This is a genomic window from Nonomuraea sp. NPDC050022, from assembly GCF_044460705.1.
Classification (GTDB): domain Bacteria; phylum Actinomycetota; class Actinomycetes; order Streptosporangiales; family Streptosporangiaceae; genus Nonomuraea.
The window spans coordinates 40,546-55,437 of sequence record NZ_JBITKE010000019.1 but is presented as its reverse complement, the minus strand read 5'-3'; the positions used below and the strand labels follow the sequence as shown (position 1 = coordinate 55,437).

The 14,892-nt window shown below is 71.2% G+C and carries 11 protein-coding genes; 7 read left to right on the top strand and 4 right to left on the bottom strand.

Annotated features, from left to right (window positions below; translation table 11 throughout):
- Positions 1-141 precede the first annotated feature (141 nt).
- From ACIBO2_RS53120 to ACIBO2_RS53105, 4 genes are read left to right on the top strand one after another with little or no spacing between them, the layout of a single operon-like run.
- Entirely contained in the window at positions 142-795 is a 654-nt protein-coding gene (locus ACIBO2_RS53120; RefSeq protein ID WP_357947744.1) for an ABC transporter permease, read from the top strand.
- Entirely contained in the window at positions 782-1,840 is a 1,059-nt protein-coding gene (locus ACIBO2_RS53115) for an ABC transporter ATP-binding protein (RefSeq protein ID WP_358535868.1), read from the top strand. Before ACIBO2_RS53120 ends, ACIBO2_RS53115 begins: the two co-directional genes overlap by 14 nt.
- The gene (locus ACIBO2_RS53110; protein WP_358535866.1) at positions 1,837-2,604 is read left to right on the top strand and encodes an ABC transporter permease; all 768 of its coding nucleotides are present in this window, start codon (positions 1,837-1,839) and stop codon (positions 2,602-2,604) included. Before ACIBO2_RS53115 ends, ACIBO2_RS53110 begins: the two co-directional genes overlap by 4 nt.
- 55 nt (positions 2,605-2,659) lie before the next feature.
- Complete coding sequence (locus tag ACIBO2_RS53105; RefSeq protein WP_358535864.1) at positions 2,660-3,625, top strand: glycine betaine ABC transporter substrate-binding protein; 966 nt, start codon at positions 2,660-2,662, stop codon at positions 3,623-3,625.
- Between the two features lie 16 nt (positions 3,626-3,641).
- Here ACIBO2_RS53105 and ACIBO2_RS53100 read toward each other — a convergent pair whose 3' ends face one another.
- The 3 genes from ACIBO2_RS53100 to ACIBO2_RS53090 form a co-directional block, all read right to left on the bottom strand.
- On the bottom strand, positions 3,642-6,134 hold the full coding sequence (locus ACIBO2_RS53100; RefSeq protein WP_358535862.1) for a PEP/pyruvate-binding domain-containing protein: 2,493 nt from the start codon (positions 6,132-6,134) through the stop codon (positions 3,642-3,644).
- Positions 6,131-6,859: a helix-turn-helix domain-containing protein gene (locus ACIBO2_RS53095; protein ID WP_358535860.1), complete on the bottom strand. Its 729-nt coding sequence runs from the start codon at positions 6,857-6,859 to the stop codon at positions 6,131-6,133. The genes ACIBO2_RS53100 and ACIBO2_RS53095 overlap by 4 nt, the downstream gene beginning before the upstream one ends.
- A gap of 61 nt (positions 6,860-6,920) precedes the next feature.
- Positions 6,921-12,203: a tetratricopeptide repeat protein gene (locus ACIBO2_RS53090; protein WP_397304862.1), complete on the bottom strand. Its 5,283-nt coding sequence runs from the start codon at positions 12,201-12,203 to the stop codon at positions 6,921-6,923.
- A gap of 123 nt (positions 12,204-12,326) precedes the next feature.
- Here ACIBO2_RS53090 and ACIBO2_RS53085 point away from each other — a divergent pair, with 123 nt between their 5' ends.
- The 3 genes from ACIBO2_RS53085 to ACIBO2_RS53075 all read left to right on the top strand — a co-directional run bounded on the left by ACIBO2_RS53085 (position 12,327) and on the right by ACIBO2_RS53075 (position 14,041).
- Complete coding sequence (locus ACIBO2_RS53085; RefSeq protein WP_358535856.1) at positions 12,327-12,872, top strand: hypothetical protein; 546 nt, start codon at positions 12,327-12,329, stop codon at positions 12,870-12,872.
- Positions 12,873-12,909: 37 nt separating this feature from the next.
- A complete protein-coding gene (locus ACIBO2_RS53080; RefSeq protein WP_397304861.1) occupies positions 12,910-13,287 on the top strand; it encodes a hypothetical protein in 378 nt (125 codons plus the stop codon).
- A gap of 79 nt (positions 13,288-13,366) precedes the next feature.
- Entirely contained in the window at positions 13,367-14,041 is a 675-nt protein-coding gene (locus tag ACIBO2_RS53075; RefSeq protein WP_358535852.1) for a DUF6766 family protein, read from the top strand.
- Here the strand turns inward: ACIBO2_RS53075 and ACIBO2_RS53070 are convergent.
- Positions 13,966-14,883: a 1-aminocyclopropane-1-carboxylate deaminase/D-cysteine desulfhydrase gene (locus ACIBO2_RS53070; protein ID WP_358535850.1), complete on the bottom strand. Its 918-nt coding sequence runs from the start codon at positions 14,881-14,883 to the stop codon at positions 13,966-13,968. The genes ACIBO2_RS53075 and ACIBO2_RS53070 overlap by 76 nt on opposite strands.
- Positions 14,884-14,892: the final 9 nt, after the last annotated feature.

The window sequence follows — 14,892 nt, the reverse complement described above, 5'->3', positions numbered from 1 at the left end:
GCCAAAACGGACGCATTTCCGCAATGGACAGGGCTTCACGAGCGCTATTGCAAGCCCCTGACCTTGACTGACTTTGCGCTGACGGCCATTAGTCACATACGTTTACAGGCTCATGCAAGCGTAAGTAAAGGCGGTCACTCTATGAATTTCAGCGAGTACGTCGTCTCACGCTGGGACACCCTCTCGCTGGCCGCCGGGGAACACGCCCTCGTCGTCGGCGTCGCCATCGGCGTCTCCACGGCAGTCGGCGTCGGCATCGGGCTACTCGCCCACGACCTTCCGAAAACCCGGGGATTCTCGCTGGCGATCTCCGCCGCGATCCTGACGGTCCCCTCCCTCGCCCTGCTCACCCTGCTCATCCCGATCACCGGACTCGGCTGGGGATCCACGCTGGTCGCGCTGACCGCGTACGCGTTCCTGCCGATCATCAGGAACACCGTGGCCGGGCTGCGCGGCGTCGACTCCGCCATGGTGGAGGCCGGACGCGGGATGGGCATGAGCCGGACCCGCGTCCTGCTGAAAGTGCGGCTGCCACTGGCCTGGCCGCTGATCCTCACCGGGGTGCGCGTGGCCACGCAGATGCTCATCGGCATCGCGGCCATCGCCGCCTACGTCGACGGCCCCGGCCTCGGCACGCAGATCTTCGAAGGCCTGTCCCGGCTGGGCTCGGTGAACGCGCTGAACGCGACGCTCGCCGGCACGCTCGGCATCGTGGTCATCGCCGTCCTGTTCGACCTGTTCTTCTTCGCCGTACGTCAACTGACCATTCCCAGGGGGCTTCGTGTTCGATCGTGACACCGGAGGCGCAAGCATCGAGCTGCGCGCGTTGACCAAGCACTACCCCGGACAGCCCGCGCCCGCGGTGGACCACGTCGACCTCGACATCCCCGCCGGCGAGCTCGTCGTCTTCGTCGGCCCGTCCGGGTGCGGCAAGACCACCACGATGAAGATGATCAACCGCCTGGTCGAGCCCACGTCGGGCGAGATCCGCATCGGCGGCGAGGACGTGCTGAGCCTGCAGCCCGACGAGCTCCGCCGGCACATCGGCTATGCCATCCAGCAGGTGGGACTGTTCCCGCATCTGACCATCGGCGAGAACATCGGCCTGGTGCCGAAGCTGCTCGGCTGGACCCCCGCCAAGACCGCCGACCGGGTGGAGGAACTGCTCTCCCTGGTCAACCTGGAGCCGTCGGCCTACCACGACCGCTACCCCCGCGAGCTGTCCGGCGGGCAGCAGCAGCGCGTGGGCGTCGCCAGGGCGCTGGCCGCCGATCCCCCCGTGATGCTGATGGACGAGCCCTTCGGCGCGACCGACCCCATCACCCGCGAGCACCTGCAGAACGAGTTCGTCAAGCTCCAGAAGCAGCTGCGTAAGACGATCATCTTCGTCACGCATGACTTCGAGGAGGCCATCAAGCTCGGCGACCGCATCGCCGTACTCAAGGAGCGGTCGCACATCGCCCAGTACGATACGCCCGCGAACATCCTGGCCAATCCGGCGGACGACTACGTCGCCGGCTTCATCGGCCAGGACGCCACGCTCAAGCGCCTCGCGCTGCTGCGCGTGGCGGACGTGGAGTGCCGGCAGCAGCCGGGCAGCGCGAACCTGCCACAGATCACCGCGGACGCCAGCCTGCGCGAGGCCCTGGACGTCATGCTCGCGCACGGCACCGACCGCTGCGGCTCGCCGTCCGGCGTCCTCACCTACGGCGCGCTGTGCGAGGCCGTGGGAACCGAACCCGCCCCCGCCCCTCGGCTGAAGTCGGTGGGATCCGGACCGAAGCCGGTGAGCGCCGCACCCGTGCCGGACACCGCCCGAGAGGAGGCGGTCGGCAGGTGACCACCGCGACACTCGGCGCGGACCGGACCCGCCCACTCGGGCGCGTGACAGGTCTGCGGTATGTCATCACCCCCATCGCCCTCTGCGGCGTACTGATCGGCCTGTACGCCTGGCTCGGCGCGCAGAACCTGGACTCCATCGAGAGCCGCAGCCTCACCCGTGAGGTCCTCCTGGCCAAGGCCGTGGAGCACATCCAGATGACGCTCGTGGCGACCGCGCTCGTGGTGGTCATCGCGATCCCCCTGGGCATCGTCGCCTCGCGGGCCCGCAACCGGCTGATCACCCCCATCATCCTCACCCTGGCCAACCTGGGCCAGGCGATCCCGGCCATCGGGCTGCTCGTGCTGTGCACGTTCCTGCTGGGGGTCGGCTTCCAGACCGCCCTGGTCGGCCTGGTCGCCTACGCGGTGCTGCCCGTACTGCGCAACACGATGGTCGGCGTGCAGCAGGTCGACCCCGCGCTCATCGAGGCCGCGCGCGGCATGGGAATGACCAAGGGGCAGGTACTGCGCCGCGTGGAGCTCAAGCTGGCCGTGCCGGCCATCCTCGCCGGGCTGCGGACCGCGCTCGTGCTGACCGTCGGCGTCGCCACGCTCGGCGCGTTCGTCGCCGCGGGCGGCTTCGGCGAGCTGATCATCAACGGGCTCAAGCTGAACCGCATGCCCGTGACCATCGCGGGCGCCGTGCTGACGGCGAGCATCGCCTTCTTCATCGACTGGCTCGGCGGGCTCGCCGAGAACCTGCTCAAGCCGCGCGGCATCTGACTCCCCCTCTCATACCGCAAGTACCGTAAGCCCAGCTTCAAGAGGTGTTTTTCGTATGCGTGCCCCCAAGACGTTCACCCTGCTCACCGCCGCCGCCCTGACCCTGACCGCCACGAGCGCCTGTGGCTCGGGCGGGGAGGTCGAGGCCGCCAGCGCGGGCAATGAGCTGTCCGGCGCCAAGTTCGTCGTCGGGTCCAAGGACTTCACCGAGAACATCGTGCTCGGCCAGATCGCCGTACAGCTGCTCCAGGCGCACGGGGCCGAGGTCGAGGACAAGACCAACCTCGGCGGCACCGTACCGAACCGCAAGGCGCTGACGTCCAAGGCGATCGACATGTACTGGGACTACTCGGGCACCGGCTGGATCGAGCACCTGAAGAACGCCACCCCAATCCCGGACTCGGCCAAGCAGTTCAAGGCCACCGCGGAGGAGGACCTGGCGAAGAACAAGATCCGCTGGATCGGGCCGACCCCGCTGAACAACACCTACGCCCTGGCGATCCGCTCCGAGAAGGCCCAGCAGCTGGGCGTCAAGACGGTCTCCGACGTGGCGAAACTCGCCAAGACCAACCCGAACGAGGCGTCGTTGTGCGTCGAGTCGGAGTTCTCCACCCGTGACGACGGGCTGCCGGGACTGTCCAAGGCGTACGACCTGAACATCCCGAAGAACAAGATCAGCCAGCTGGACACCGGCGTCGTCTACACCGAGACCGACAAGGGCCAGACCTGCAACTTCGGCGAGGTGTACACCACCGACGGGCGCATCTCCGCGCTCGGCCTGACCGTGCTGCAGGACGACAAGCACTTCTTCCCGATCTACAACGCCGCCGTCAACGTACGGGACGAGACCTACCAGAAGTACCCGGCGCTGGAGAAGGTGCTCAAGCCGGTGATCGCCAAGCTGGACGACACGACCATGCGCAAGCTCAACGCCCAGGTCGACGTCGACGGCGAGGAGCCGAAAAAGGTCACCGCCGACTGGCTCAAGACCTCCGGCTTCCTCGGCAAGTCAGCCGCGTAGCCGCCCCGAACACCCCTCAGCCCAGTAATTCCACCGTGCCCGCCTCGCCGTCCACCCGGACGCGGTCGCCGTCGCGCAGCCGCATCGTCGCGTTCCCCGTGCCGACCACCGCCGGTATGCCCAGCTCGCGGGCCACGATCGAGGCGTGCGACAGCGGCGCCCCCATGTCCGTCACCACGGCGGCGGCGCGCGGGAACATCGGGGTCCAGCCGATGTTGGTCAGCGTCGTCACCAGGATCTCGCCCGGCTTGAGCCGGTCGCCGTCCTCAGGTGAGGAGATCACCCGGGCGACGCCCTCGACGATGCCCGGCGCACCGGGGAAGCCGGTGACCGTGTCGCTGACGGGCGCGCTCCCGCCACGCGCGTCGTAGATGTCGCCGCGCCGGTCGGGGTCGGCGGCCCAGCGCACCGGGTCGAAGTGCCCGACGATCAGCGTCGGGTACGCCGGCAGCGCCGCGTACATCTCGTAGGTCGCCCGCCGGGCCGGGACCCGCTCCAGCGCGGACGTGTCGCCGCGCAGGAGGCCGAGGATCTCCTCCAGGTAGAGGAAGAACAGGTCGTCGCCGTGCCCCGTGAGCTCCCCGGCCCGCAGTACGAAGGCGCGCAGCACCCAGAACGCCCGCATGTTCTCCGACCGGGCGGTCTCGCGGTCGCGGACGACCTTGTTCCACCGGGTGACCCGGTCGCGCATCCTGGCTTCCTGGCGGGGGTAACGCTGGGCGAACCGCGCCCATGCCTCCTCGCGCGCCTTCTTCTGGCGGGCGAGCAGCGCTTCGGTGTCGGCGCTCACGTCCCGGAGCCCGGCCAGCTGGGCGTCGATCCACGCCGGATCCTCGCCGGGGCGCGGAATGGAGACCTCGAACTCGTGGGGCCCCCGATGCCCGTACAGCTGGGCGAAGGTGTCCCGGTCGATCTCTCCCCTGGCCAGCCTGCCCAGCCCGATGACCGGGCCGAGACTGGCCAGCTCGCCGTCGGTGTTGACGCCGGTGAGCATGGCTTCGGCGTCGACGTCGCCCATCATCTTGCGCAGCTTGTCGCGGGTGTAGACGAGCGTGGCCCCGCCCTGCCGGCCGGCGGCCTCCAGCATGCGGCAGCTGGTGACGACGTACGGCTCGATCTCGCGCTCCCACAGGTCGGCCAGCTCGGGGCCGGTCTCCATGGTGGCGACGCGGGCGCGCAGTTCCTCCGCCTGCCGCCGCGCGGTGGCGAGGAAGGCGGGCATGCCTTTGAGGTTCGTACGGACGCGCTTCTGGATGTTGATCCCCAGCGGCACGACCTTCTTGACGATCTCCCAGCGGGAGACCTTCAGCAGCGGCACGTCGAGGCCGGGCGGCAGCTTGCCGAAGATCTGCTCGACGGCGCTCAGCCGTGACCGCATGCCGAGCGAGACGGCCATCGTGTACATGACGCTCAGGTTCATGTAGAAACGGCCGCCGATGTTGCCGACCAGGTCGAATCCGGGCAGCGCCGAGGCGGCCATCGCCTCATGGATGAACATGCGGACGAACGACCAGGTCGCGGGCGTCATCACGTCGGGGATGGCCTCACCGAGGTTGCCGGCGGTCCACAGGTTCTCGCCCTTGAGACTGTCGTTCCACTCCTCGACCGGCTGCTTGAGGCCGGTGATCGGGCGGGCCTGGACGATGAGGAACGAGCCGTCGCGCCTGGCCCATTCGACGTCCATCGGCGTGCCGTACAGCTCCTCGATGCGCGAGCCGACCCCGGCCAGCTCGGCGGCCTGCGCCGGGTCGAGGACGGCCCGCCGCCGCAGCTCCTCGGGCACGGGCTCCTCGTGCGTGCCGGACGGCGTGCGTACGGTCATGACGGTCTTGTCGCCGATCCGCGACTCGGCGACGGCGCCGTGGCGGACCACGACGGTGTCGGGGGTGACCTGGCCGCCGACGACCGCCTCGCCCAGGCCCCAGGAGGCGTTGATGACGATCTCGTCGCGGGAGCCGTTGACCGGGTTCGCGGTGAACATGACGCCGGCCGCGTCGGCGTCCACGAGCTCCTGCACGACGACGGCCAGCGCCACGTCGTCGTGCGGCACGCCGTTCTGCTCGCGGTAGGCGATGGCGCGGGCGTTCCAGAGCGAAGCCCAGCAGCGCTTGACGGCGTCGAGCAGCGCCTCGCCCCTGATGTTGAGGTAGGTGTCCTGCTGCCCGGCGAACGACATGCCGGGCAGGTCCTCGGCCGTGGCGGACGAGCGGACGGCCACCGGCACGTCATCGCCCATCGCCTCATATGCCGTGCGGATCTCCGCGGCGACGGCGGCGGGCATGTCGTGCCCGGCGAACAGGGCGGCGATCCCGGCGGCGTCGCCGGCGGCGGCCGCGTCGAGAATCCGGTCGCGGAAGTCCGCGGCGAAGGCCCGGTAGGCCTCTGTGGTGATGTGGAAACCGCCGGGAACGGGCAGTCCTGCCCTGGTCAGCCTGGCCAGGGAAGCGCCCTTTCCGCCCACTGTCGCGAGGTCCGCGGCGGCATCGTCGAGAGGGAGTAGCACCCTCACGTGACACGCTCCTTAGCGCCCAGGGAGAGCGCGAGCTTCCGCTCCGCGATCTCCTCCATGGTGTCGAGGTAGCCGAGAGTGGCCAGCCTGACGGCCCGCGCGTCGTCGTCCGACAGCGTGGCGCCGGTGCCCATCGCGCGGACGCCGGTGTCGGCGACCAGCTCGACGAGCCGCTCCTCCGGCATCCGCATCTGCTCGGGCATCATGTTCTGCGTGAGCAGGAACCCGTAGATGACCGAGGCGAGGGTCGCGAGGTGCTCGGCGGGAGTCAGGTCCGAGCGGAGCACATCCCGCCCGGCCAGGTCCTGGAGGTACGTCCCGAACGCGGCGCCCAGGTCGAGCGTGGTCTGGCTGCTCTTCTTCTGCCTGCTGAGCTTGCCGAACACCTCCGTGTCGTCCAGGATCAGCGCCCGCATGAGCGGCCGGCGCAAGAGCCCGCCGACCAGCTCCCGGAGCAGCTCGCGCAGGTCCGTGGGCGCGCGCTCGCGGACCTCACGCACCAGAAGGACCCGCTCACGGCGGATCAGCGCCGCGAAGAGCATCTCGCGGGTCTTCCAGTGCAGGTAGATCGTGCCCTTGGCGACCTCTGCCTGCCGGGCCACGTCGTCGATGGTCGTCTTGTCGTAGCCCCAGCGCAGGCACAGCTCGGCGGCGGCGTCGAGGATCCGGTGCGCCCGCTCCAGCTGACGCCCCGGATCCTGCGGGGGCCGTCCCACCCTGGCCATCTCGTCCCACCTCAAATGTTTGACTAGATGAGACTATGCAGTCATTTAATTAACCGCAAGTTCAGCCCAGCTTCGCAAGGAGCTGTTCGGCGTCGGCCGCGAAGGTCGAGTCGTCGGTGCCGGCGGCGAGCCGGAGCATCCGCCTGGCCACGGTGAGGTCGCCGTGGGCGTACCGGATCTCCCCCAGGCGGAAGGCGGCCTCGGCGACCAGCTCGGGCTGCTCGGTCAGCCCCAGGGTGAGCTCGTAGTAGCGCACGGCCCCGTCGCGGTCGTTCAGCCAGTAGCAGAGCTCTCCCAGATGCGCGGCCGCCATGCCCGATTCGGTGTCTCCCGAGTCGATGACCCGCTGGTACCAGCCGAGCGCCTCCGGGAAGTCCCGCTCCCGCTTGGCCAGCGCCCCCAGGTACATTGCCCCGAGCGCGCTGACGTGCCCCGTGCCCGAGTTCACCGCCTGGATGTACCACTTGCGGGCCTCGTCCTCATCCTCGTCGTGGTAGCTGTGGCCGAGCGCGACCATCGCCCTGGCCGCCAGCTCCTCGTCGCCCGCGCCCAGCACCCGCTCGTACACCTGCCTGCCCTCGGCCACCTCTCCGGTCCCGACCAGGGCCTGAGCGAGCACGCTCAGGGCGGTGGGCTCACCGCCCTCGGCCGCCTCCCGCAGCGTGCGCAGCGACGCCTCGGTGTCGCCCTGGCGGCCCTGGAGCATGCCGAGCAGGCTGCCGAATACCGACCGCACCGGGCTGTCGGCGTCCCCCGCCTGCCGTTCGGCCAGGCTGTAGAAGGCGGCGGAGTCGTCCTCGGCGTCGAGGAGCGCCAGCAGCCTGCCGCCCGCGACGAACCGCACATCGGGATCCGCGTGCTCGTTCAGCCGCTCGTAGACGGCCCGCGCCCGCTCCGTCTCACCGAGCTCGGCGAGCCGCTCGGCCACCCCCAGCTCGGTGAAGGCGTCGGAGCCGACCAGCTCGTAGTAGAGGTGGACGGCCTCGGGGTCGTCGCAGAGCTCCGCCAGCTCCCTGGCCTTGGCCCCGGCGTGCGGCCCCAGATGCGCCAGCACCTGTACGGCCAGCGCGTGCTCGCCCCGCTCGTACGCCTGGTAGGCCAAGGTGTTCACGTTGTCCAGGGCGGTCTGGGCCAGCGCGGACCCGGTCCCAGCGGCGGCGCCGAACGCCTCGGCCGCCCCGAGCGGGTCACCGTCCTCGTGCAGCCAGCAGCCGAGCTGGATGCCGCCCCTGGCCGCGGCGTCGGCCTCACCCGACTCGACGGCCAGCCGCGCCTGCCCGACGGCCGCCGCCTTGTCACCCAGCGCGTGCAGGGCCTCCGCGAGATCGGCGCGCATGCCGGGGATCTGCTGACCGGTGTCGATCCCCTTGCGGTACATGTCGACCGCGCCCGCCAGGTCACCCGTCGCCTTGCGCGCGTCGCCCCACACCCAGTAGCCCATGGCCACCGTCTCGGGATCGCCGGTGCCGACGGCCAGCTCGGCCTCGGCGGCAATGGCCGCGTACTCCTGCCGCTGGAGCAGGTTGACGAGCAGGTGACACCGGCAGGCGAGATCGCCGGCCGCGGCGCCACGTTCGAGCACGTCACCGGCGCCCGTCAGGTCGCCGCGCTCCTCCAGCAGCGCGGCCAGCTCGACGGCGGTGGCCGGCAGCGCGGCCCGCAGCGCCTCGGCGGCTCCCTCCAGGTCGCCGCGCCGGCGCCGGACGACGGAGACGTTGCGCCACGCCATGAGGGCGATCTCGTCGTCGCCGCTCTCGGTCGCGGGCAGGAAGCACAGCTCGGCCTGGCTGTGCTGACCGTCCCCGGCCAGCTCGGCGCCGAGCCCGAGAGCGGCGCGCGCGGCCCACTGAGGGTCGCCCACCTCGGCGACCAGTTGGTAGAGCGCCCTGGCGAAGTCCTCGTCCCGGCTCGCCCTGGCCATCTCCAGCGTCTCGGCGAACGCGTCGTCGGTGGGGAACTCGCTCGCCTCGGCTCGGCTCGCGGGGGATCCGGTCGTCCCGGCGAGTGCTCCTTCTGCCGGGAGCCCGGCTGTCGCGGTCGGTGTCCCGGTCGCGTGGGATTCCGTCAGCAGACGGCGTACCCCGGCTATGTCGCCGGCGTCCAGCGCGAGCAGGAGCCCCGCCATCGGCGCCGACCCCGTCAGCTCGGTCAGCGCCGCCAGGGCGCCCTGCCGGTCGCCCTCGGCGGCCAGTACCCACGGCCGTTCCTCCGGCGAGGCCGTACCGAGCCGGACCCGGGCCGTGGCCGCGGCCCGCGGGTCGGTGTCCTGGGCCGCCGCGCGTTCGTAGACCGAGCGGGCGCCCTCCGGGTCACCCGCCTCCTCCAAGTGGCGCCCGACCTCCAGCAGCGTGGCCCCCGCCCCATCAGGATCGGCCGCCACGGCCCGCTCGAACGCCGCCCGCGCGCCCTCGAGATCGCCGGTCCGCGCGAGGAGCCCGCCCAGCAGGCACTCCGCCTCCGCCGCCGCCTCGTCCGGCGCGGTCCGCACCGCGGTGGCCGCCTCCACGAGCGCTCCGTCAAGGTCACCGCCGTCACGCAGGAGCCGGGCCAGATACGGGGCCGCCGCCACCTCGCCGAACACCTCCCGCAGCACCTCACGGGCCTCGCCGGGCAGGCCGGTCACGACCAGGATCTCCCCCAGCCACAGCGCGGCCTCGGCCACATGCGCCCCGTCGCCCCAGGCCACCGCCCCCTGGCGCGCCACCACCTCGCCGTCTCCGGCGGCCATCCCTTGGTACGCCTCCGGGGACCTCTCCTGCGCCTGCGCCGCGCCGTACTCGGCGAGTATCTCTCGGTACGTTCGCGCCGCCGCGTCGAGGTCGCCGAGCGTGTGCCAGGCCCGGCCGAGGTCGCGCCGTGCGACGCCGGCGAGGCGCTCGTCAGGACCGGTCACCGCCTCCTGCCAGGCGGCGATCGCACCGTGCGGGTCACCGGCGTCGTGGCGCAGGGCGGCGAGGTAGCAGGCCGCCTCCTGCCGGAAGTCCGGGTGACCGACGCCGAGCAGCAGGGACAGCGACCCGTCGGCCGCTGCCGTCTCGCCCTGCCGCCGCCACGCGTGCGCGGCCTGCAGGGCGAGCATGGACGCCATCCACGACCTGCCGTCGTCAGAGATCGCCTCGAACGCCGCGGCCGCCGCACGGAAGTCACGGTCGAGCAGGGACCGGGCGTAGCTTCCCGTCTCCCCCTCTTCCGGGTGAGCCTCCGGAACACGGCCGAACGCGGCCCGCGCACCGTCGAGGTCGTCGATCCGCACCCGGGTGAGCCCGAGCAGCCACGCGTGGCGCGGTGCCTGGACCGGATCGCCCTCCGCGACGAGCCGCTCGTGCAGGCGGCACGCGGCCAGCAGGTCACCCTGACGCTCGAACAGCCCGAGCAGCGCGCCCACCGCCTCGAGCCGGAGCCCCCGGTGGCCGGTCTCCATCGCGGCGGTCAGCGCGGCCCGCGCCTCCGCCAGGTCATGCTCGCGCGTACCCGTGTCCACGCCCCCGCCTGAGCCTTCGCCGCCGTCCGGACCGAAACCCTCAGCAGCGCCCTCGCCAGGGCCATCGTTCACGCGCTCACCGAGCAGCTCACCCAGCCCGTACGCCACCCACGCCGCCAGCACCGGATGCCCGTCGGCCCGCGCCCGGCGCAGCAGCGCGACCGCCTCCTCGCTCTGGCCCTGGTTCACCAGGACGTCCTTGAAGATGGTGGCCGTATAGGAGAGCGCGAGCGGGTCACCCGAGTCGGCCGCCGCGTGGAACAGCCGGGCCGCGTCCGACAGGTCGTACCCGATGGAGGCCAGCACCTGCGCGAACACCGCGGTGCCGATGGCGGCCGTCGCGGGGTGCTCCATGGCCTCGCGGTAGCGGACCAGCCCCTCCTCCCTGCCCAGGCGCTGGTGGTCGATGACCGCCCGCAGCACCGGGTGCGGTTCGTCGCCCGATTCGCGCAGCAGGTGCAGGAAGAACTCGGCGCTGAAGCCCTGCAGCAGGTCGTCGCCCTCGGCGACGTACGACAGCAGTTCGTCGGCCTGCTCCCGGTCGCCCGCGCCCAGTTCCAGCTCGGCCAGCGTCATCATGGCCCGGACCGACTGCGTGGCCGCGCCGGAGTCGATGGCGTCGCGCAGCAGCCGCCGCGCCCCGGCCAGGTCGCCCGCCTGCAGGTGGCGCAGCGCCTCGTCGACGTCCAGGAGCGCCTGTTCCTCCACCGGGTCGGCGAGCGGCTGCTGCCGCGCCGCGTGGTCGAGCAGCAGGGCGGCCTTGAACGCCGCGTCGGGGTCGTCGTGCTCGGCCGCCTCGGCCACGAGCGCCATGACGCTCTCCCGCTCGTCCGGGTGCCGGTCGAGCAGCAGGCCGAGCAGCGTGATGGAGATCGAGGACCAGTCCGACTCCCCCGCCTCCAGTACGGCCCGCAGCGCCGCGAGCGCCTCGGCCACCTCCCCGGCCTCGGTGTGCATCTGCGCCAGGCACGCCTGGGCCTCGACGGCGTACTCCCGCTGGCCGCTGGCCACCACCCGGTGGAAGATCGCCTTCGTCGCCGCCACGTCGCCGAGCTGCGCGGTCACCTTGGCCTGCTCGATGAGCGCGGGCAGCCGCTCGTCGGGCCTGGGGTCCTCGGCGGCCTCGGCATAGGAGGCCGCCGCCTCGGCGTACTCGCCGAGATCGACCAGGACCGCGCCGAGCAGCCGGTGGGCGGTGGCCAGGTGGTCGGGGTGTCCCACGGCGATCGCGTGCTCGCACACCTCGCGGGCGGCCGCGAGATCCCCCTCGTCGGCGTGGATCCGGTAGAGCCGGAACGCCGACAGCGACACCACCTCGGGATCGCCGCAGGTCAGCAGCTCACGGTAGTCGTCCTCGCTGTCCGCCAGCTCGAACAGGTCACGGGCCGTACCCGGATCTTGGGGGGCGAAGTCGGGCAGCTCCAGCTGGGCGGCCATCGCGGCCACGGCGGGACTGTCGCACCGGCGCGCCCGCTCCAGCGCCTCCTTCGCGCCCTCGACATCGCCCAGCTCGGTCAGGACGAGCACCAGCGCCGTCTCGGCGAGCGCGGCCACCTCGAAGTCGGCGCCGTCGCAGGCGATCATCAGCACCCGGTGCGCGGCGGGCCATTCGCGGGCGGCGACCAGCATCATGCCCATGGCGATGGCGGAGCGCTGCCCGAAGACCGGGTCGCCGGAAAGGATCACCGACCGGTGCGCGGCCTCCGCGCCGTCGAGATCGCCCTGCTCCTCCAGCAGACAGGCCAGCAGGTGCGACGCCTCGGGATCGCCGGTGGCGGCGATCTCCCTGAACAGCACGGCCGCCGCGTCGGGATCCCCCGCTTCCCAGCACTTCATCGCCGCGGCCAGCTGCTCTGACTCCATATTGCACTCCCCAGTCATTTAATACTGTGAAAAAGCTACACATGTGTCGCTCTGGTCACAGCACGTTCCCCGATCTCGGGACCTTCCGACCATCCCGGTTCGGCGCGCCGTAGCGTAGGGGCCATGGCTAAAGCGTTCTGGATCGACCAGGAGTTCGACAGGGATCGTGACGGGCGCTATGCCGTACACGTGCGCAAGAACCTCGAAGAGTTCGAGTGGGGCGACATCGCGCCGGTCAGGTTCGCCTGCGCGGCCTGGCGGCTGGCCACGCCGCCGTCACTGAACCCCGGCTACGTGCGCTGGGACCGCCGCATCCTTGAGGCGACCTGCCACCGCAACACGTGGGACGGCACGCTCAACGCGCGGATCAGGCTGGTCTCCCCGCTGCCCGAGGAGCTCACCCGCTCACGGACCTGGTGGCGCGACCGCGGCTGGCTGGGCTGGCAGGAGACGTTCGGCCAGTATGTCGAGCCGACGCAGCAGGACCTGGCCAGGATCCCGTTCCTGCGGGCGACGCTGCTGGTCGAGGTGCCGGTGCCGCTCGACGACCTGCCGCCGGAGCCCGAAGGGCCGCATGACGAGGTCGAGCAGAGCGCGGCGCGGGCCCTGGCGGTGCTGGTCCGCGAACTGAACCAGCTGGTCACCCCCATCCTCGACCAGCTCGGCTGACAGCATGCCCGCCACATAACTGGGTAGCGGGGGGCGCATGAGGATGCTGCTCGCCGTGCTGTCGATGGCACTGCTCGCCGGATGCGCCGTGGACGCGACCGCCCCGGCCCGCACGGCCGAGCGCTTCCACGCCGCCCTCGCCGCGCACCAGGAGGACGCCGCCTGCGCGCTGCTCTCCCAGCAGACCGCGGAGAAGCTGCCCGACCGCGGCCAGACGTGCGCCGACGCGCTGCGCGAGCTCAAGCTGGGCGGCGCCGGGCCGGTCACCTCGGCGCAGGTCTGGGGCGACGACGCCCAGGTACGGCTGGCGGGCGACACGCTCTTCCTCCACCGCTACCAGGACGGGTGGCGGGTCACGGCCGCGAGCTGCCGTCCGCAGGGAGACCGACCCTATGACTGCGAGGTGGAGAGCTGATGCGGGTGATGTTCACGATCACGCTCATCGTCATCGCGACCGGGCTGATCTGGTTCTTCACGACGGGACTGGTCCGCCTATGAAGCAGAAGATCAAGGAGAACGGGCTGTCGCTGGCGTTCCTGGTGATGTTCCTGCTGACGCTGGCCGGGCAGGCCATCGCGGGGACGGGCCAGTTCAACGACGAGCAGCTGGTCAACGGCGGGGAGCCGGTGTCGGTCTTCACGTACGTGACGTCCTCGGACTTCGCCGTGGACGTGGCCGAGAACTGGCAGTCCGAATACCTGCAGTTCTTCCTGTTCATCACGATGACGATCTGGCTGGTGCAGAAGGGTTCGCCCGAGTCCAAGGAGCCCAAGGAGGCGGGCATCGGGTCGGACGAGAAGCAGCTCGTCGGCCGCTACGCGCGACCCGATTCCCCGGCCTGGGCCAAGGTCGGCGGGCTTCGGCTCCAGCTGTACAGCAACTCGCTCGGGCTGGTGATGGGGATCGTCTTCGTGCTGTCGTGGCTGGCGCAGTCGGTGGCCGGGGTGGCGGCGTACAACTCGCAGCGGCTGCTCGACCTGCGGGATCCGGTCTCGTGGGGCGCCTATTTCACCTCACCGGAGTTCTGGAACCGGAGCCTGCAGAACTGGCAGTCGGAGCTGCTCGCCGTGCTGTCGATGGTGGCGCTGTCGATCTACTTGCGGCAGCGCGGGTCGCCGGAGTCCAAACCGGTGGGCGCGCCGCACTCCTGGACCGGCGTCGAGGGCTGATTGATTGCCGGGGTCGAGGTCTGATCAGCCGCCGGGCCCCTCGGCTGATCGGCCGCCGGGCTCCACGGCTCACCGGTGACGACCGCGACGATGCGGGTGCCCGGCGGGAAGGCGCCCCGCCGTACCAGGTCGAAGACGCCGTAGAGCATCTTCCCGACATACACCCCCTCGACCCGATATTTCGCGATGAAGTCGTCGAGAACCGGCGTCGAGCGGGCGTAGCCCCCGAAGTGGTAGTCCAGGTTCACCGACCAGTTCGGCCACACGCGCCCGTAAGCCTCGCGCTGCAGGCGCGCCACCTCATCCCCGAGGAACCCGGCCCCCTTGAGCACCGCGAACCCGATCGCCCGCCGGCCCTCCGGCAACCCGGCCGCGATCCCGGCCAGGGTGCCGCCGGTGCCGACCGCGCAGCAGATCACGTCGTAGTCACCGCCGATCTCGCCGGGCAGTTCGGCGCACCCGCGTACGGCCGCCGCGTTGCTGCCCCCCTCCGGCAGGATCGCCACGTCACCCCACTGCTCCCGCAGCGCGGCCTGCACCTCGGGCGTGTGCTTGCGGCGGTATGTCCCCCGGTCGAGATAGGTGAGCCGCATGCCGCAGGACACGGCGTACGCCAGCGACGGGTTGAGCGGCAACGTCTCCTCACCGCGGATCACCCCGATCGTCGCGAACCCATCTCGGCGCCCGGCCGCCGCGACAGCCCTGATGTGACCGGAGTAGGCGCCGCCGAACGTGAGCACGCGGGGATGGCCCAGGTTGTACTTGAGCTTGCGCGCTTTGTTGTCGTCGCGGACCAGGAAGACCCGGACAGAGCCGAGCCCCGGATCCACCAACTCCTCCATGGCGCTAGT